This is a genomic window from Phenylobacterium sp. (genome assembly GCF_035569475.1).
GTDB lineage: Bacteria > Pseudomonadota > Alphaproteobacteria > Caulobacterales > Caulobacteraceae > Phenylobacterium.
Genome location: NZ_DATMNA010000086.1, coordinates 37,722 through 55,226, shown reverse-complemented (window position 1 = coordinate 55,226; position 17,505 = coordinate 37,722). Strand labels below are relative to the sequence as shown.

At 67.7% G+C, this 17,505-nt stretch carries 23 protein-coding genes, 1 tRNA gene and 1 pseudogene; 10 read left to right on the top strand and 15 right to left on the bottom strand.

All coding sequences use genetic code 11. The annotated features are described in order from the left end of the window. From map to VNW53_RS12990, 5 genes and pseudogenes are all read right to left on the bottom strand, one after another. Positions 1-628: type I methionyl aminopeptidase (map, locus tag VNW53_RS13010; protein WP_325556101.1), on the bottom strand; the 628-nt coding region annotated here is incomplete at its 3' end. Positions 629-759: 131 nt separating this feature from the next. Continuing rightward, the gene (locus VNW53_RS13005; RefSeq protein WP_325556100.1) at positions 760-1,614 is read right to left on the bottom strand and encodes a PEPxxWA-CTERM sorting domain-containing protein; all 855 of its coding nucleotides are present in this window, start codon (positions 1,612-1,614) and stop codon (positions 760-762) included. Positions 1,615-1,713: 99 nt separating this feature from the next. Further along, positions 1,714-1,944 (bottom strand): hypothetical protein, encoded by a 231-nt coding sequence (locus tag VNW53_RS13000; protein ID WP_325556099.1) that lies wholly within the window; start codon positions 1,942-1,944, stop codon positions 1,714-1,716. Positions 1,945-2,014: 70 nt separating this feature from the next. Further along, positions 2,015-2,815 carry a hypothetical protein gene (locus tag VNW53_RS12995; protein ID WP_325556098.1) on the bottom strand — a complete coding sequence of 267 codons (801 nt, stop codon included), beginning with the start codon at positions 2,813-2,815 and terminating at the stop codon, positions 2,015-2,017. A 90-nt stretch (positions 2,816-2,905) separates the two neighbouring features. Then, positions 2,906-3,217: pseudogene (locus tag VNW53_RS12990) on the bottom strand (DNA/RNA nuclease SfsA); the annotation flags it as partial. Between the two features lie 39 nt (positions 3,218-3,256). On the opposite strand from VNW53_RS12990, the gene VNW53_RS12985 reads away from it, so the two are divergent. Beyond that, on the top strand, positions 3,257-3,490 hold the full coding sequence (locus tag VNW53_RS12985; protein ID WP_325556096.1) for a recombinase family protein: 234 nt from the start codon (positions 3,257-3,259) through the stop codon (positions 3,488-3,490). On the opposite strand, the gene VNW53_RS12980 is transcribed toward VNW53_RS12985, so the two are convergent. After that, positions 3,487-4,257 (bottom strand): hypothetical protein, encoded by a 771-nt coding sequence (locus VNW53_RS12980; RefSeq protein ID WP_325556095.1) that lies wholly within the window; start codon positions 4,255-4,257, stop codon positions 3,487-3,489. The genes VNW53_RS12985 and VNW53_RS12980 overlap by 4 nt on opposite strands. 190 nt (positions 4,258-4,447) lie before the next feature. Between VNW53_RS12980 and VNW53_RS12975 the strand changes: the two genes are divergently transcribed. Both VNW53_RS12975 and VNW53_RS12970 read left to right on the top strand, forming a co-directional pair. Beyond that, positions 4,448-5,110 (top strand): recombinase family protein, encoded by a 663-nt coding sequence (locus VNW53_RS12975; protein ID WP_325556094.1) that lies wholly within the window; start codon positions 4,448-4,450, stop codon positions 5,108-5,110. Then, complete coding sequence (locus tag VNW53_RS12970; RefSeq protein WP_325556093.1) at positions 5,110-5,310, top strand: hypothetical protein; 201 nt, start codon at positions 5,110-5,112, stop codon at positions 5,308-5,310. The genes VNW53_RS12975 and VNW53_RS12970 overlap by 1 nt, the downstream gene beginning before the upstream one ends. 478 nt (positions 5,311-5,788) lie before the next feature. On the opposite strand, the gene sfsA is transcribed toward VNW53_RS12970, so the two are convergent. Further along, complete coding sequence (gene sfsA, locus VNW53_RS12965) at positions 5,789-6,553, bottom strand: DNA/RNA nuclease SfsA (RefSeq protein WP_325556092.1); 765 nt, start codon at positions 6,551-6,553, stop codon at positions 5,789-5,791. Beyond that, entirely contained in the window at positions 6,553-6,942 is a 390-nt protein-coding gene (locus VNW53_RS12960) for a hypothetical protein (RefSeq protein WP_325556091.1), read from the bottom strand. The genes sfsA and VNW53_RS12960 overlap by 1 nt, the downstream gene beginning before the upstream one ends. Positions 6,943-7,080: 138 nt before the next feature. Here VNW53_RS12960 and VNW53_RS12955 point away from each other — a divergent pair, with 138 nt between their 5' ends. The 5 genes from VNW53_RS12955 to VNW53_RS12935 all read left to right on the top strand — a co-directional run bounded on the left by VNW53_RS12955 (position 7,081) and on the right by VNW53_RS12935 (position 10,803). After that, positions 7,081-7,860: a competence/damage-inducible protein A gene (locus VNW53_RS12955; protein WP_325556090.1), complete on the top strand. Its 780-nt coding sequence runs from the start codon at positions 7,081-7,083 to the stop codon at positions 7,858-7,860. A 64-nt stretch (positions 7,861-7,924) separates the two neighbouring features. Beyond that, positions 7,925-8,188, top strand: a complete 264-nt coding sequence (locus tag VNW53_RS12950) for a hypothetical protein (RefSeq protein ID WP_325556089.1) — start codon at positions 7,925-7,927, stop codon at positions 8,186-8,188. 411 nt (positions 8,189-8,599) lie between these two features. Then, positions 8,600-9,709 carry a hypothetical protein gene (locus VNW53_RS12945; RefSeq protein ID WP_325556088.1) on the top strand — a complete coding sequence of 370 codons (1,110 nt, stop codon included), beginning with the start codon at positions 8,600-8,602 and terminating at the stop codon, positions 9,707-9,709. A 169-nt stretch (positions 9,710-9,878) separates the two neighbouring features. Beyond that, positions 9,879-10,580 (top strand): PEPxxWA-CTERM sorting domain-containing protein, encoded by a 702-nt coding sequence (locus VNW53_RS12940; protein ID WP_325556087.1) that lies wholly within the window; start codon positions 9,879-9,881, stop codon positions 10,578-10,580. 138 nt (positions 10,581-10,718) lie between these two features. Continuing rightward, positions 10,719-10,803 (top strand) — tRNA-Leu (locus VNW53_RS12935). Positions 10,804-10,875: 72 nt separating this feature from the next. On the opposite strand, the gene VNW53_RS12930 is transcribed toward VNW53_RS12935, so the two are convergent. Further along, entirely contained in the window at positions 10,876-11,331 is a 456-nt protein-coding gene (locus VNW53_RS12930; RefSeq protein WP_325556086.1) for a response regulator, read from the bottom strand. A gap of 220 nt (positions 11,332-11,551) precedes the next feature. Between VNW53_RS12930 and VNW53_RS12925 the strand changes: the two genes are divergently transcribed. Beyond that, a complete protein-coding gene (locus VNW53_RS12925) occupies positions 11,552-12,031 on the top strand; it encodes an FKBP-type peptidyl-prolyl cis-trans isomerase (RefSeq protein ID WP_325556085.1) in 480 nt (159 codons plus the stop codon). Here VNW53_RS12925 and VNW53_RS12920 read toward each other — a convergent pair whose 3' ends face one another. From VNW53_RS12920 to VNW53_RS12895, 6 genes are all read right to left on the bottom strand, one after another. After that, positions 12,032-13,033, bottom strand: a complete 1,002-nt coding sequence (locus tag VNW53_RS12920; protein WP_325556084.1) for a hypothetical protein — start codon at positions 13,031-13,033, stop codon at positions 12,032-12,034. Next, positions 13,030-13,785: a hypothetical protein gene (locus tag VNW53_RS12915; protein WP_325556083.1), complete on the bottom strand. Its 756-nt coding sequence runs from the start codon at positions 13,783-13,785 to the stop codon at positions 13,030-13,032. The genes VNW53_RS12920 and VNW53_RS12915 overlap by 4 nt, the downstream gene beginning before the upstream one ends. 39 nt (positions 13,786-13,824) lie before the next feature. Beyond that, the gene (locus tag VNW53_RS12910; RefSeq protein ID WP_325556082.1) at positions 13,825-14,733 is read right to left on the bottom strand and encodes a hypothetical protein; all 909 of its coding nucleotides are present in this window, start codon (positions 14,731-14,733) and stop codon (positions 13,825-13,827) included. Then, entirely contained in the window at positions 14,730-15,611 is an 882-nt protein-coding gene (locus VNW53_RS12905; RefSeq protein ID WP_325556081.1) for an ABC transporter ATP-binding protein, read from the bottom strand. Before VNW53_RS12905 ends, VNW53_RS12910 begins: the two co-directional genes overlap by 4 nt. Positions 15,612-15,615: 4 nt before the next feature. Continuing rightward, on the bottom strand, positions 15,616-15,987 hold the full coding sequence (locus VNW53_RS12900) for a GntR family transcriptional regulator (protein ID WP_325556080.1): 372 nt from the start codon (positions 15,985-15,987) through the stop codon (positions 15,616-15,618). A 241-nt stretch (positions 15,988-16,228) separates the two neighbouring features. Beyond that, positions 16,229-16,429 carry a hypothetical protein gene (locus tag VNW53_RS12895; RefSeq protein WP_325556079.1) on the bottom strand — a complete coding sequence of 67 codons (201 nt, stop codon included), beginning with the start codon at positions 16,427-16,429 and terminating at the stop codon, positions 16,229-16,231. A 379-nt stretch (positions 16,430-16,808) separates the two neighbouring features. On the opposite strand from VNW53_RS12895, the gene VNW53_RS12890 reads away from it, so the two are divergent. Continuing rightward, entirely contained in the window at positions 16,809-17,501 is a 693-nt protein-coding gene (locus VNW53_RS12890; RefSeq protein WP_325556078.1) for a VIT family protein, read from the top strand. The last annotated feature ends 4 nt before the right edge of the window (positions 17,502-17,505 follow it).

The following is a 17,505-nucleotide window of genomic DNA, read 5'->3' as shown; positions in this document are numbered from 1 at the left end:
ACTCGCCGGTCCCTGGCTGGCCGAAGTGCAGGATGTTGGGCGCGTCGTGGAACACCTTGCCCAGGCCATGGCCGCAGAAGTCGCGGACCACCGAGCAGCGCATGGATTCCACGTAGGACTGGATGGCGAAGCCGATGTCGCCGGTGCGGGCGCCGGGCTTCACCGCGGCCAGGCCGCGCTCGATGGCCTCGTAGGTGACGTCGATCAGGCGCTTGGCGCGCGGAGCCACGGGGCCGACGCCATACATGCGGCTGGTGTCGCCGTGCCAGCCGTCGACGATGACGGTCACGTCGATGTTCGCGATGTCGCCTTCCCGCAGCACCCGCTCGCCGGGAATGCCGTGGCAGACCACGTGATTGGCGCTGATGCAGACGGTCTTGGTGTAGCCGCGGTAGCCCAGGCAGGCGGGAAGCGCGCCGTGGTCGAGGATGAATTCGCGCGCCAGGGTGTCGAGGTGGTCGGTGACCACGCCCGGGACCACGTGCGGGGTCAGCATGTCGAGGCACTCGGCCGCCAGCTTGCCGGCGACGCGCATGCCCTCGAAGTCTGCCGCCGAGTGGATCTTGATCTGGCCGGTGCGGTAGTCGGCGTCGAGGCCGGCGACGGCGGAGAGGTCGGTGTTGGACATTCAGCTCATCCCCCGGCGCGCGCCGGGTCGTCGGGTCAGGGTGGGGTCTAAGTCGCAACGATAGCACGAAGTTTCAACCCGCGCCTGCGCCCAGGGCCAACCCTCCGCCCGCTGTCGGTATCGACGCGCGTTTACGCCGCGACGCGCGACCGACGCCTGCGCAAGGCCGCGCCCGCCATGCCGAACCCGCCGATCATCAGCCCCCAGGTCGCCGGCTCGGGCGCGACGCCGTCCGCGCCGTTCAGGCTGAACGCCATGTTGAAGGCGCCCGAGCCGACGACGTCGGTTCCGACTCTCAACCAGTCCGGCGCGAGGTTGTCGTTGCGGATCCAGGCCTGCAGGTCGGGCGCGAACGGCGTGCCGGGCGGAACGATGGGGCGCGGCGCCGAAAGCCAGAGGAACTGGCCCGACGACAGCGAGACCAGCGGCACGAAGAAATAGTGATCGCCGGGCAGGACGAACGGGTTGATGAAATTGATGTTGAACAGCACTTCTTGGCCCGTCACCGCGCCCTCGCCCCCGGTCGTCTGGTTCGGTGACGGATGGACGCCGTTCACGACGCTGTTGCTCGCCGTGAAGGCGTTGGCGAGCGTCGTCGTGGAGAAGCTGAGCGAGCCGCCGGCGGAATCGCGCGAATCGAAAACGACGTCGGAGGGCGAGTTCACGCGGGTCGGGACCCTGCCGGACGGCGGCAAGGTCGAATCGTTCGGGAAGGTTCGGTAGATTTCGACCGTGACCCCGGTGACGGTCGCGCCGTTCGTCGGCAGCAGCCCGGTGAAGGTCGCCGAGGTGAGCTGCGTCGCGCCGCCCAGAATGAAGTCGTCGGCGGTTTCCGTCTCTATGCCGGGCGCCGGTCGGGACAGGGTGGCGATCCTGCCGTCCGGAGTCCCGGTGCTGAAGGAAAAGGCGGCGGCGGACGCCGACGTCGCCAGGGCCGTCGCCGCGAGCCCTGCCGCAAAACTCGCAACCCGTGCTTGAATTCGCATGGTTCGGTTTTCCCAGGGGCGCCCACCGGCGCGCTGTCGGAAAAACCTAGCGGCAATTTTAACAAGTGTGAAACAAAGATTGCCAGATTGAAACCATTGTCAGGCTTGCTGGCGGGTGTTGCTCCAGATGAGCTGACAAAGGCCCACCAGGGCGAGCAACGCGCCCCAGGCGACCCAACGCTTGTCGCCGACCATGAAGCCGACGCGGAAGTAGAGGTTCAGGCCCTGCAGAATCCAGACGCTGCCCATGAACATCATCAGAAGGCCGAGCAGGCTCGAGACGATCCGCATCACGATGTTGAAGATGTGCAGCACCTGTCGTGTCCCCACCCGTTGTTCGCCGAGCGGGAGGATGCGCGTTCAGGGCGCAAGCCTCAATGGCGGAGCTTGGGCCGGGGCCTCAGCTTGAGCTCGCATAGGCGAAGCCGGCCCGCTGCAGCTCCGGCAGGGTTCCGACCGCCCCGGGCGTCAACACCACCCCGGGGATCAGGTGGTTGGTCAGGTCGGCCGCCAGCGCGCCGTGCGACAGCCCGTCGGGGTTCGTCCCGCCGGCGATCAGCGTCGCGGCCAGCTCCCACAGGGCGTTGTGACAGGCGAGGAAGACCGCGCCGCGTCGCTGCAGCGCGGGGATGGAATTGTCGTGCGGCGAGAACACGCCCTCGGCGTTCTCGTAGTCCTTCGGGTCCGCGGCGGCGGCCTTCGGCTCGGCGATCAGCGTGTTGCTCTGGACCTTTCCGCCGGTCAGCTTCGCAAGCTGGTACTTCTCCCACATGGCCGGCCCGAGCAGGGCCATCTCGGCCGTGCCGTGCGTCGCCGAGACGACGAGGAAGTCCGGCCGCCCGAACGACCAGACCTGGGTGTTGAGCGCGTTGCGCATGACGTTCAGCCATGAGCCCACGATGGCGGTGTTGTCCCAGACCTGCTTCGCCGCGCCGCGATAGGCGATGACCTCCGAGAGCGCGGCATGATCCCATTGATCGGGAGCGTTGAGGATCATCGGCACGGTCTTGAAGTCCCGGCGGCGCGGCGCCTGGCGCAGGCGGTCGGTGAGCTCGGCCAGCGATTTCGCCCCGGGCGGCAGGAGGGAGGGCTCGGCCGCCGCCGCCACGCCGTCATGCGGCGCCGCAAGGCCCGCCGCGCCGGCGGCCATGCCCAGTCCCAGGCTCATGAGGGCGAGGCGACGTCCGGGCGCGGTCTTCATGACACTCCCTTCGCTGGCTGGCTCAAGCGATCATAACACCCGGGCCGATCGGCGCCGACACGGGCGCGGCGCGCGGATCTGGTGCGCGGCCTAAGGGCGGTGAACCCACGGAACGGGCCGCGAGATCCTGACGCCGTCGACGGCGATCTCGCAGGCGTAGGCCAGCACCTCGACGCCCCGCGCGGCGGCCTCCGTCAGGCCCCTGGCGTAGGCGGGATCCAGTTCGGCGCAGGCGGCGAAAGCGTCGCAGCCGGTGCGCTGAATGACGAACACCATGACCGCGCGCCGGCCGGCCGCGACCATGGCGGTGAGCTCACGCAGGTGCTTCAGCGAGCGAGCGGCGACGCAGTCGGGAAACTCCGCCAGGGCGCCGGTGCGCCGTAGGTGGCAGTTCTTCACCTGTCAGCCTTTTTACAACCTTCCTGTTGGAAGGTGCCGACCATGGTGATGGCCTATTCGTATTCGAGGTTTTCGAGCCGGGCGCAGGCGGAAGGCGATAGCCTCCGCCGACAGCTATCTGCCGCGTTCGCCTACGCGGAAGCGAATGACCTGACGCTCGACACTTCGCTTCAGGACCACGGCCTGTCCGCGTTCACCGGCGCCAACCGGATAAAAGGCGCACTGGGGTCGTTCGTTGACCGGATTAAGAGCGGTGAGATTGAACGGGGCAGCTAGCAGCCCTTCAGCGCCCTGATGCTTTGAATGTAGTTCCTGCCGCTTCTGTTGACGGTCGTCACCAAGCCCTGACCGTTGCAGACCGATTTTCCGGTCGCATACCTATAGTGAGCGATGAAGGTGTCGGGGCCGCTCTGATCGATCCGCACAAGTCGGATCGGCTCTTTGAGGTGTGAGTAAAAGCGGGTGAGACTTTCGGCAGAAAACGGCCCCTTCGCCCGCTTCTCGGCAACCACCATCGTCGAGGCCACGTCCCCCTGACCGCTGCCAAGCGTCTCATAGAAGGCGCGGATCGTGGTTGCCGCACTGCCGTATTCATCAACGAAGTTCATTTTCTTCGTTGCTGGCGTGACGTTCGCAACCCAAGCTACCAAAGGTTCGTGGTGATGGCCGGTGTTCGCTCCCATCGGGTCCTTCAACGTGACACTCACCCGCTGTTTTACGTTGGCCCTTAGCAGCGGCCACGTCTTCTCATCTCCGACGAGTTGAACCGTCTCGAACATTTTTTCGGGCTCGGCGAACTCGTCCCCCCGTATGCAGATCGGGTGATCTAGCTTCAGCACGTATGTCGGTTCTGGCGTATCCCCTTTTTGCACGTCCTCGAAGTTGGGAGGACCTGCAAACAGAACGTATTGAAGGTCCCCCTCAAGAACCTTCGGCTCGCCCTTGCTCACGTCGTAGCATTGGGCAGCGTGCGCCGATGCGCCGGAAGCCAGCGCAACAGCCACCAGCGACCACATCATGTGCCGGATCACTGCGAAATGCATGTTGCCCCACGCGGCCCTGAGAAGAAGAGCAGTGTCGCACAAAGTTTCCGAATGTCAGCGATGGGTCGATCTTCCTCGTTCGATCAAGGCCGGGAATCGGACGTATCGTGGACGTTTTTCTTCGGATTCTCGACCGAGAATAATACATAAGTCATTGAATATAAATGATTATAATGGTAGAGAATGCGGCATGAAAATGCTTGCTACTGCTTACCTCCGCACGTCTTCCGCGACGAACGTCGATGGCGACAGCCCCCATCGGCAATCGGACGCGATCATGGCCTTCGCCGCCCGGCAGGGGATCGAGGTTGTGTCGTCATTCTGGGATGCGGCTGTCTCCGGCGCCGACCCCATCGAAGCCCGCGAGGGCTTCCTCGCGCTGCTGGCGCATTGCGAGGCGGACGGGATCACGACGGTGATGGTCGAAGACCCGTCGCGGTTCGCACGCTCCATGCTCGCTCAGGAGTTGGGCGTGCTGCTGCTCACCAAGCGCGGGCTGCGGCTGCTCACGGCTACCGGGGAAGACCTGACCGACCATTCCCACCCCGCCAAGAACGCCCATCGCCAAATGGCGGGACTGATGGCCGAATACGAAAAGGCGAACACGGTGCTCCGTCTCCGCGCCGCGCGCGAAAGGGCCAAGGCTGATCGCGGTAAGTGCGAAGGGCGCAAGTCGCACGTCGAGCTACGTCCCGAACTTGCGCAGGAGGCGCGGCGCCTTGCTCGCCGTTCACCGAAGACCGGGAAGAAGCGTTCCCTGCGCGGGATCGCCGTCGAACTCGCCGCGCTCGGCTATGTGACCGGTCGCGGTCACCCACTGTCGCACTCGACGGTGATGAAGCTGGTGGCCTGATGAGCAGGGTGCCAATCAGGGACGGCCAGTTTCGGACGGTCGGCTATGTGGAGACCGACAGCCACGGTCGGCAGCGGGGACTGAACGCCCGGTTCCAAACTGTCGGTCACTTCGACCCGGCGCGGAACGAGACCCGAGACGCTACCTACAAGGTGGTGGGCCGAGGTAACGTGCTTGCGGCGTTGATCTGGGGCCGCTGATCCGGCCCGCGCCTTAAACCGGTTTAAGGTTCCGGCCTTCGTGTCTATCGTCGCGCGGAGCGAGGGGCAGAAGCGGTGTTCTTCAAGAAATCACCTGTAGCGGAAGCACTCGACGCGCTTGACCCGTTGTTTGAGGAAAATTGGGGATACGAGTCCGTCAAGACCGCCATCCGCAATCGGATGCGCGATGGAGAAAAGGCCATTCAGGAACAGTTGGCCAAGGGCCGCGATCCGACTGAAACCCTATCACCCGCGAAGTCCGGCTGTGTCCCTTCCGCAGCAAGAACCAAGCGAAGAGGAATGGGAAAAAGAGGATTCCAAGGAACAGGAGCACGCCAACTCTGCGCTCAGGCAGGCCGGACGGTGATGGGCTTGCTGATGAGCCTTCGAGGGCAGCGAGTCGTGCCTTCGCTTCGGCGATTTCTGCGGCTCTATCTGAGACTGTCATGCCAACCCCCTTGGGCCAACGCTATAGCTGCTAACGCGACCAAGGAAGACGGTGACTTATGCTGATCCCGCTGATCGCCACGTCGCAAGTGTAGATCAGCACCTCGACCCCAGCATCCGCCGCACGATCCAGTCCAACCGCAAAAGCGGGATCGAGTTCTCGACAGGCGGAAAACGCAACGCAGTCGGCCCGCTGCACGACGAAGAGCACTACGGCTCGATCACCTTCGGCAATCATGGCCTCAAGTTCTCGAAGGTGCTTTAGGGACCGCGCTGCCACGCAATCAGGAAACTCGGCCAGCCCCGTCGTCCTCATTAGGTGGACGTTTTTTACCTCCAACCAGACCTTGTGATCGGGCTTGAGACGCGCGTTGTAAAAAGGCTGGACATTGTTGACCTCCAGCCAGCAGGGCGGGCGGCCCGGCGCCTCGAGCAGGAAGTCCACGCGGGAGTTCTCGCCATAGCGCACCTCGCGCCGGTGGGTGGCGTAGCCGGTGAGTTCGGGGATGGCGTCGGCGGCGAGCGCCTCGGCCACCAGGCGGTTGGGGTGCATGGTGTTGACGCCCACCAGGCCGCCGTCGGCCTCCACCAGCTCCAGGGTGTGGGCGAGCTTGCGCTTGGGGTCGTCCGAGCGGGAGACCCAGGCCCTGAGGCCGGGGGTGTTGAGGCCCAGCATGGCGCCGGGGTTCGGGCAGTGGGCGGTGATCTCGGTCCCGTCGTCGAGCGCGACTTCGGCAAAGAAGCGCTTGTAGCGGCTGACCAGGGTCCCGCGGGCGAGAGGCGAAGGGAAGAGCATCAGGGCTGGGTTTGGGTGCAGTCGGCGAAGGCCTTGCAGGTCCATTTGGTCGCACAGGCCTCGCGGACGAAGCTGGGCAGGACGCCGAGCCTGCGGTAGGCGTCGAGAGAGGCGCTGTTGGCGCAGGTGAGGCCGGCCTCAATCCGCGCGCAGCGGTAGCCGACCGCGTCCTCGACCGTGCGACGCTGGGTTGGCGTCAGGCCTTCCACGAAACCTTCCATGATCAGTTCGAGGTCGCCGGCGGACAGGTTGTGAAGCCCGCGCCCCGGGCACTGCCGGTTCAGCTCTTTGACGAAGGGCGAGGTTTTCGGCCGAACATCCCGATCCGGCGCGGCGTGAGCCGCGGAGCCGATCAGGATAACAGCCAGGACTGTGACGAGACGGGGCATTGGCGGTCTGAGCCTTAAGTCCATGGGGCCGGTCCTTGACCTTGCCGCAGGCCATAGCTCCAATCTGACCATGGGCTAAAGGCTTTCCAGCATTCACAAGGAATGCAGGATCAAACACGAGTGGGACCAGCGGAGCCGATGGCCGAGACTTCCAACGAGCGCGTCACCGCCGCGGTGCTGATCATCGGCGACGAGATCCTGTCGGGGCGCACGCAGGACACCAACCTGCGGGACATCGCCAGGTATCTGGGCGTGCACGGGGTCGACCTGGCCGAGGCGCGGACGGTGCCGGACGTGCACGAGGAGATCATTGGGGCGCTGGACGCGCTGCGCGGCCGCTACGACTACGTGATCACCACCGGCGGGATCGGGCCGACGCACGACGACATCACCGCCGACGCGGTGGCCGCGGCGTTCGGCGTCGAACTCTACGAGCACCCTGACATCATCGCCATGATGAGCGCCCGCTGGGGCGGCGAGTTGAACGCGGCGCGTCGTCGCATGGCGCGCGTGCCGGTGGGCGGTGAGCTGGTGAAGAATCCGGTCCAGGGACCGCCCGGTTTCACCATCGGCAATGTCTTCGTCCTGGCCGGCGTGCCGCAGATCATGCGGGGCATGCTTGAGGACGTGGGGCCGCGCCTTCGGGGCGGGGCGGTGACGGTCTCGCGCACGGTGCGTGTCGAGGGCTCCGGCGAGGGTGTGATCGCCGCCCCGCTGGAGGCGGTGGCCAGGGCGCACCCGGCCATGTCGCTGGGCAGCTATCCGTTCTTCAATGCCGAGGGTTATGGCTCGAACCTGGTTCTGCGGGGCCGCGATCCGGACGAGCTGGCGGCCACCGTCGCCGAACTTATCGCCGCGCTGAAGGCCGAGGGTGTGGCCAATGTCCACGAGGTTGAACCGGCCGCGGTTGCAACTTGAATTGTCGGCGGACCGGCGTTCGGCTATGGCTTCGGATCACACGTTCTTTTTGGGAGAGTCCCCCTTGTTCCTGAGTGCGATGCTTGCCGCCACCGTCCTGATGGCCGACACCACGCCCGCCGCCGCCGCGTCGACGACGGCCAAGACGGCCGAGGCCCCGGCTCCTGCGGCCAAGAAGACCGAGAAGCCGAAGCTGATCTGCAAGACCGAGAGCGTCACCGGCAGCATGATGCCGAAGAAGACCTGCTACAGCAGCGACGACCTCGCCCAGCGTCAGCAGGAAGAGCGCCAGAACCTCGAACGGATCCAGACCCTGTCGAACCACTGATCGCGTCGCCACCGGCGGCTCGCACAGGCGCGTCGCGGCCCTGTGCGTGGCCTGTGGAAAACTCACTTTGCCCTGTGGATAAGCCTGTGCGTGAATTCCGTTCGCGAGAGCGTTCGGGGGCGGGCGCCCGTTGCCGTGATGGCGTAGCCGTGGGGGCCTCGGGTGAAGACACTGGCGGCGACGTCCCGCAAGGGCGGGGCCGGAAAGACCACGGTCGCGGTCAACCTGACGCTCGCGGCGCCGCCCGTCCGCCCGGCTGGGGGCCGCTGAGCCTGCGAAAGGCCTGAGCGGAGACTGAAGTCGAGTTCGGCGAACGTTGAGTTCCAGATTAAGGGCCTTTTCGTCTTTCGGCGCCACTATGCCGGTGAACGGCGATCTACCCCTCTCTGGACTTCGGCGGGATCAACTGACGTGGCCGAGACCTATCGCAGCATGCGGGCGCTGGAGCGAACGGCGTCGACCAGCCGCGTGCTGAACCTTGCCGCCCTGGCCGTGAAGCACGCCGACAATCCGGAACACACCGCCCATCCGCTGTTCATGGCGCCGGCGCTGAACGCCGCGGTGATCCTGAAGCATCGCCTGCGGACCAACGAGATCGCCACGGTCTCCACCCGCCACCGCACCGCCACCAAGCTGATCGTGCCGTTCGAGCGCTCGGACCTCAGCCTGGGCGGCCGTTCGCTGTTCGTGGGCGACCGCGGCTGGATGGAAAGCCTGCAGGACCTGGCGGGTGACAGCTTCGACCTGGGCCGCGATGCCGGCGTGCTCGAGGCGCTGGACGAGCTTCCGTCGCTCGACCCCTTCCTGCTGCGGGAGCACGTCAAGCGACGTGGGTTCGAGGTGGCGGAGACCCATTTCGAGATCTCGCCGGGCGACCTGGCGACCATGACCCAGTTCGTGGGCGCCGAAATCGGCCGCCTGATCACCCTGGCCTACAAGGGACGCGCCTCGAGCGAGGCCAACACCGGCCGCCTGGTGGAAGCGCTGCTCTCCACTCGCAACGACGAGCGGCTGGAACCGCTGCGCCTGACGCTGCGCCTGGAGGGCGAGAGCTATCGCGAGGGCATCTTCGCCTGGAAGGGCTTCCTCTACTACAAGTGGGTGCTGAACAGCCTCTGGCCCAAGCTGCGCGAAGTGCTGGTCGAGCTGATGAAGGTCAAAACCGTCGGCCCGCGGGACGCCGAGCACGAGTCCCTGGTGCGGACCATGAAGGTGCGCCTGCACGGCAACATCGAGCGTCAGGTGAAGTCGGTGGCCGACTATCTGCGGGTCTACGACGGGGTATTCCAGGAACTCACCCAGGACGGCAACGCCACGGCCTTCCGCGACTTCCTGCTGCGCTCGCCGGAGATGCTGGTGGCGCTGGGCGAGGGCACGGGCGTGGTCAGCCACATCGCCTCGTTCTGGCGATTCCGCTTCCCCAAGGGCAAGCCGCTGGAAGCCAACGTCGGCGAGCTCCTGGACATCCTGCAGGACTTCGAGGCGGCGCTCGGCGGCGAGGCGGAAGCCCTGGCCGCCTAGCGCCCCGGGGCGTTCCCGCGCACCTTGAACAGGGTCTCGGACCAGGCTTGCATCCGAGGCGAAATTTTCGCGCCGGATGCGAGCTAAACCCCTGAAATGCGAGGTCGATTGCCCCCGCCGCCAGGGCGACCATCATGCCCCAACGCCGTTCCTTGGGGGAGTCTTCGAGATGTTCAGCCTAAGCGCACACGCACGCCTGGCCCTGGTTGTCATGGCGGGGGCCAGCCTGGCGGCGGCCGGTGCGGCCGGCGCCGCCCAGACCAACACCACGGCGCCGCCGAACTACATGTTCCCGAACGGCTACCTGGGCTTTGCCCTGGACAGCCACGGCGGGCCGATCAATCCCGGCGTCGTGGTGGGCTTCAACCCACAGCCGGATCCGCCGGGCGACGGCGACAACGGGGCGCTGATCGCCCTGCTCAACCCGTCCGACCCGCAGTTGTTCAGTCCGTCGGTCGGCGGCGCCTTCACCTTCCAGCTTGCGCTCGAAGGCCTGGGCGACGGCTCGGTGATCCCCTTGCCGGACGCGCCCGGCGACGGCCACCACACCGGTTTTCGCGGCGTGATCGACGGCCACAGCGTCGACATCCTGCTCGACTTCGGGCCCGGCGACGTGAACCCGGGGAGCTGGGCGAGCTTCAATCCGCAGCCGGATCCGCCCGGCGACGTCCTGGCCGGGGCCTTCAACTTCGCGCTTGGCGTGGACCCCATCATGAGCTTCTCGGTCAGCATCGACGGAGATCCGCTGAGCTTCACCCTGGCGCCCGGCGTGCCGGAGCCGCAGGCCTGGGCGCTGATGCTGCTGGGCTTCGGCGGGGCAGGCGCTGCGCTGCGCTCGCGCCGCCGGCTGCGTGTCGCGGCGGCGGCCTGAAGGGCGCCCCATCGATCGCCCGCCGACTTAAAAGTCGCCCATGCCTGTACGCGCCGCTGGCGGTTCGCTGTAAGAGTCGGCGGTCACCCCAGGGGCTTGGCGGCCACCGCGCCGCGCAGGCGTTCCTGCGGCGACACTGCGGGCGTGGCGAAACTGGTAGACGCAGCAGACTTAAAATCTGCTTCCTTCTGGAGTGCCGGTTCGATCCCGGCCGCCCGCACCAACCCTTGCAAGGCAGCCGAACTGTGAGGTCCGCCGCGGCATGAAGGGTTTGCGGGCAGGCTTCGCCGTCTCGTCAATCCGGGGCGATGCGCGGCGGGGGACCTCCCAGGACGGAGAGCAGGGCGACCGCCAGCGCCTCCGCCAGGAACGGCTTTGCGAGCACCGGGAAGTTGGCGAACCGCGGGGCGACGCCGTCGCGGCCATAGCCCGTGGCGAAGATGAACGGCACGCCCGTGGCGGCCAGGGCGTCGGCCACCGGATCGACCTTCTTCCCGCCGAGGTTGACGTCGAGGACCGCCGCGTCGATCTGGAGGCCCTCGGCTCCGGTCGAGGCCAGGGCCTCGGAGATGTCTCCGACGACGCCCACGACGGTCGCGCCGAGGCCTTCCAGCATATCCTCGATCAGGAAGGCGATGATCGCCTCGTCCTCCACGACCAGCAGCCGCAGGCCGCTGAGCGGCGCCGTCTCCCCGCCGCTGGACAGGAATCCCGCGGTCTCGGCGGAGGGCTTGGCCTTGGGCCCTTTCATGCAGACAAACCCGCCCTCGACATCGGCGCGCAGACGGAATGAGAGGCGGCGAGTCGCCAACTCGACTGTAGGTAAGGTTGATAGGGTCAGCAATGCAGCTCGAAGCTGTGTTCGCGCTTCCGGTGGCTGCACGGCGCGTCTCGCGACCGGCTGCGGGCCGGGTGGCGGGACGCGGCTCGCAGCGTGTATGGGTGGCGCCCACCTCTTGCCGGGACACTTCATGAGACATCTTCTGATCGCCGCCGCCGCTCTTGCCTGCTCCGCCGGCGTCGCCTTGGCCCAGCCATCGCCGCCGCCCGCCGCGGGCGCCCAGCCCAGCGCGGCCGCTTTCATGGCGAACAATGCGCATGCGCCGGGCGTGAAGACGCTGGCGTCGGGCCTGCAGTACAAGGTCGTGCAGTCCGGCCCGGCCGGGCCTTCGCCCAAGCCGGGCGATGTCATCAAGGTGCACTACGAAGGGGCGCTGACCTCCGGGGCCGTCTTCGATTCCTCGTTCGCGCGGGGCAAGCCGGCCCTGATGCCGCTGGAAAACCTCGTGCCGGCCTGGATGGAGGCCTTGCCGCTGATGCATGTCGGCGACGAGTGGACCCTCTATGTGCCGCCCGAGCTCGGCTACGGCGCGGAGGGCGCAGGCCCGATCCCGCCCAACAGCGTGCTGGTCTTCCGCATCAAGCTGCTCGGCATGCTGTCCCCGGACTGATCAGGGCGCAGCCGCCTTCAGCCGCTCCTCGGCGCGCGCGCCGAGGAGGGCGTTGGCGAGGGAATAGTTGCCCTCGTGGCAGGCGTATTCGTAGATCGGGCCCTTGGCGGGGCGCATCGGCATCTCGGCGCGCCAGACCTTGGTGAAGTTGACCGGGTCGTCGATCGCGAACTCGTAGAGGATCTGGTCCTTGGCGGTGCGGGTGAAGCGCTCCGTGAGCCGGGCCTTGGGCGAAAAGACGAAGCCGCCGCCCAGGCTCATGACCGGCGCCTTGGGGCTGAGGTTCGTGGTTTCGACGACCAGGGTCTCGCCCTCCCACCAGCCGACCGAGTCGCCCAGCCAGGGGTGGATGGCGTCCGGCAGGTGACCGCGGTCGGCCATGCGGATGATCCGCACGTCGTGGTTCATCTCGATGTGGATGGCCACGAAGCCCGGCGACTGGACGATCTGGTAGTTGCCGTTGAAGCCGGTGTTCATCATCGGCGGGCCTTCGGGCGAGCCGATCGCGGTCAGGCAGCGCTCGGAGGCCGGCCGGCTTTCGGGGTCGTCCAGGGTCTCGGCGTTGGCGGCCTTGTTGGCCTTCTTGCCGGCGTCGGAGAAGGGGATGCGGCCGTCGGCCGGCTCCACGATCCAGGACGAGCGCATCTGGCCGCCGATGCGCGCCAGGTGCAGGTCCATCTCCAGGTAGTCGGACTGGGGCGCCTCCTTGACCACCGGCGGGGGACCGAGCTTCGGGTCGATGGGCTTGGTGCTGACCAAGTCGCCCACGAGGCTGTTGAAGCCGGCGATCATCATCGCGGCCTCCTTGTCGGTTGCGATGAGGCCTTTGAAGATCGGCGGACGCTGGAGGAAGGTCAGGGCGGTGTTGGTCCACAGGCCCTGCAGGTCAGGATCTCCCGAGGCGGTGCGCGGGGCGCTGTAGACGGCGGCCGCCGGCGTGGCCTGGGCGTCGAGGGCGGAGGCCGTGGCGACGGCGGCGCAAAGCAGGACAGAGATTCTCATGAGAGGACTCCGTTGATCGGGGCGGCGGGGATCGCCGTCCGGGCTTTCGGGGACCTGCGCAGGCTCCGCCACCGCAGGCGGGCCAGCCAGAAGATCATCGCCGCGAGCACCATCAGGGCCGGCAGGATAAGCCAGGGCGAGCCGCGCAGGGCTTCGGGCTGGGCCTTCGGCTGGCCGGCGAAGGAGCCCCAGGCGATGGCCAGGGCCGCGCACATGCGCCACAGGTGCCGCGCGGTGCGCGCGGGGCCGACGAGGCCGCCCCGGCGGATCATCCGGATGTCGGACAGGACGGCGATGGCGGCTATGGCGCCGAACACATAGCCGATCTGCGAGGGTTCGCCGTCGATCATGCCCTTGGGCATACGCCCGCCGACCACGCCGACAGCCAGGTCGCCGAGCACGACCGCCACGGCGAAGACGCAAGCGCCTGCCTCGAAGCGCCCGACCTGTCCCGGCGCGCGCTGCACCGTCAGCCAGGCGGTGGCCGTCAGGTAGAAGACCAGCAACCCCATCATGGTCGAGACGCGGTCGGGGATCAGCGGGGCGGTGATCGCGGCGACTGCGGACATGGTCAGCATCGACACGAAGAAGACCGTGCCGGCCACCTGGTGCACGCGCCCGCCCTTGCGCGCGAGCAGGGCCACCGTGCCGGACCCCAGGCCGGTGCTGGCGCCGCCGATGTGCAGGCCCGCCGCTACGGCGGCCAGGGCGCGGATGGCCCAGGGGACGCTGGGGTCGAGATGGACGATCATGTCGTGGCCTCCCAGGTCGGGTTGCGGTTCGGGGCGGGGTCAGTTCGGCTCGCGGCGGCGGCGCAGCCAGACGCAGCCGGCGAGGCAGGCGGCGAAGGCCAGGAGGCCGATCCAGAGGCCGGGCGAAGTCAGGAACTTGCCCAGGTCGATCTGCTCCAGGCCGAGCCGCGGCATGCCGGAAGGCTTGGGCTGGCCCGGCGCGGCGGTGACGAAGGCGTGCTCATAGCTGCCGGTCAGCCGGTCGATGATCAGGCTGGTCACATGGGTGGAGTTGAGGGCGAGCTTCTCCAGCAGGCAGAGCCCGAGCGGCGGCAGCACCGCCCAGAGGAAGGGCGCGCGCCGGGCCCAGGTGGAGACCAGCAGCAGCCAGCCGTAGACCGGCGCCAGCCACAGAGTGAGCGTGATCCAGCTATAGACCAGCGCGACGCCTTCGCCGACGACGTAGCCGAGGGTCCAGGGCGTCGCCGGGCTGACGCCCGCGGCGAGCAGGATCAGGGTCGTCTGCAGCAGGATCACCGCCTGGACGGCGACGGTCGCCACGAGGCCGACGGCCGGCAACACGACCATCGGGATCGTCGCCTTGGACAGCACGGCGGTGAGATCGGAGACCGGCAGCGACTTCCAGAACAGGATGCTGCGGTCCTGGCGCTCGTTGAACAGCGCGCCCAGGCAGTAGAAGGCCGCCAGGATCATCAGGATCAGGGTCAGCGCCGCGTGGGCGAAGACGTAGGGCTCGCCCATGACGATCGACTGGTGGGCCGGGTCGAGCCGGAGCGTCTGCAGCCGGCGGGCCGGCATCCCGATCGAGCTCAGCAGGTCGCCGCAGACGACCAGCACCGAGGCCACGAGGGGTGTGACGAAGATGGAGCGGTGCTCCCACAGTTCGCGGCGCACGGACCAGTAGAGCGGCCGGGGCCTGGACAGGGGTTGCGAGGCTGCGTCGGTCATGCGGCGGCTCCCGTATTGTCGCGGGAAGGGGGCGCGTCGCCCATCATGGCGACGAAGAGGTCGGCGAGGCTGGGCGAGCGGACTTCGCCGAGGGCGGCGAGGGCGGCGCGGTCCGCGCCGTCGAACAGCAGGATGTGGCGCCCGAAGATCTGCCGTTCCTGGATCGGCTTCAGCGCGCGGCCCGCCTCGATGCGGTCGGGCCCGACAAGGACCTCGCAATAGCGGGCCTCGAAGTCCTCCATGCTGGCGTCGAGGACGATGCGCCCGCGGTCGAGGAACACCACGTCGGTGAGGATGTGCTGGATCTCCTCCACCTGGTGGGTGGAGACCACGATGGTGCGGGTGTGGTCGAAGTAGTCGTTGAGCAGGCTGTCGTAGAACGACTTGCGATAGAGGATGTCGAGGCCGAGCGTGGGCTCGTCCAGGACCAGGAGCCTGGCGTCGATGGCCATGACCAGCGCCAGGTGCAACTGGGCGACCATGCCCTTGGAAAGCTCCCGCACCTTGCTGCCGCGCTTGATGGTGGTTTTGGCCAGGAAGGCCTCGGCCTTGGCGCGGTCGAAGCGGGGATGGACGCCGGCCACATAGTCCACGGCGTCGCAGACCTTCATCCAGCGCGGCAGCACGGCCACGTCGGCGATGAACGAGACCTCGGCCATCAGCTTGTCGCGCTCGGCCCAGGGGTCGCGCCCCAGGACCCTGAGCTCGCCCTCGTAGGGGATGAGGCCGAGGATCGCCTGCAGGGCGGTGCTCTTGCCGGCGCCGTTGGGGCCGATCAGGCCCAGGATGCGGCCTTCCTCGACCTTGAGGTCGACGCCGGCGAGGGCGAGGGTCTTGCCGTAGGCCTTGCGCAGGCCGCGAGCGTCTATGCTGGCCATGGCGTCAGCTCCCCCTGCGCGGCTTCGGCGCGGATGCGCCCAGGAGCTCGTCGATCAGGCCGAGCCGTTCGATGGTGGCGTGGATCTCGGGCCACTGTTCGGTCAGGAACTTCTGGCGTTCGGCCGCCAGCAGCAGGCCGCGGGCGCCGGCGTTGATGAACATGCCGAGGCCGCGGCGCTTCTCCACCAGCCGCTCGGCCTCGAGCATCTGGTAGGCCTTGAGCACGGTGAGCGGATTGACCCGGGTCTCGGTCGCCACGTTGCGGACCGACGGCAGGGGATCGCCCTCCTTTAGGAGGCCGTCGAGGATCATCGCCACGACCCGTTCCCGGATCTGGCGGTAGATCGGCTGACTGTCATTCCACTCAGGTTCCATTGCTCTTTCCGAAGGGGCCCTTTGGGAGCCGCCGCCCAGTGCGTGGGCCACGGCCGCTTCGACCGCCTCAGCCTGTTATAGTGTTATACTTAGATATAACACCAATGCGATGCAAGTGGAATCTGGGCGCAGCGGGTCCGGGGAAAGCGGCAACCGCGGTCAGGCTTTGGGCCGTCGGCCCTGGCGGCGCGAAAGCTCACGGGGCCGGCGCGGGGCCGGCGGGCGCGCTGAGGCGCGAGGGCTACTGGCCGCCGCTCAAGGGGTCCGGCCGCCGCGCGGCGACGCGGCCGTGCATCCGCTCGAGGATCTGGCGCAGCCGGTCGCCCTCGGCGGCGAGGCTGGCGACGTCGTCGGTAAGCTGCGCCACGCGCTGGCGCAGATAGAGGTTCTCGCGCGCCAGGTCAGCCGTCGTGGGGCCCGGCGCGTCGCTCAGTGGGTCCACCAGACAATTCCGGCCACCACCGCGATCAGCAACAGGCTGAACCAGAGGGGTATGTTGCGCGGTGAGAGGAACGGCGTCGGCGGAAACTCGGGCGTCTTGGTCGGCTCGGGGGCGCCGCTCACGACCGGGGACCTGTGCGGACCTTGGCGAGGGCGTAGACGTAAGGGGAGAGGCCGGCCACCAGGGCGCAGAGCGCGGCGGCCACGAAGAGCATCGGCATGGATTGTCTCGCGACGGACGCCACGTCGCGTGGGCTCAACCGCTTCGGTGGCGGCGACCGCGCGACGGCGCTTCAACCTATATGGTCCCTGTCGGCCGCGATTGATAGGACGGCCTACAAGGACGGCGGCGGGCGCGGCGCAAGGCGATCGGAGATCGGATGAAACATCACGAAGGGCATAGCGTCGGGCGGGTCGGCTGGCTGAGGGCCGCGGTCCTGGGCGCGAACGACGGGCTGCTGTCCACCGGCAGCCTGATCCTGGGCGTGGCGGCGGCGTCCGCCGGGCGGTCGAGCATCCTGATCACCGGCGTGGCCGGATTGGTCGCGGGGGCGATGTCCATGGCGGCCGGGGAATATGTCTCGGTGAGCTCGCAGGCCGACGCCGAGAAGGCAGACCTGGCGCTGGAGAAGCGCGAACTGTCGCAGAACGTAGGCGCGGAGCGGCGCGAGCTGGCCGGGATCTACGAGGCGCGCGGCGTTTCTCCTGACATCGCCGCCATCGTCGCCGACCAGCTTATGGCGAAGGACGCCCTTGCCGCCCACGCCCGCGACGAGCTGGGAATCTCCGAAGTCACCGCCGCGCGGCCGGTGCAGGCCGCGATGGCCTCGGCCGCCTCCTTCTCTGTGGGGGCGCTGTTCCCGCTGCTGATGGTGGTGGTCTCGCCGACGGCGCTGCTGACCCCGCTGGTGGCGGTGGGTTCGCTGGTCTTCCTGGCGGTGCTGGGCGCGGTCGGCGCCAGGGCGGGCGGCGCGAAAATCCTGCGGGCCACCGTGAGGGTGACCTTCTGGGGCGCGCTGGCCATGGCGGTCACCGCCGGCATCGGCAAGCTTTTCGGGGTGGTCGCGGCCTGAGGCG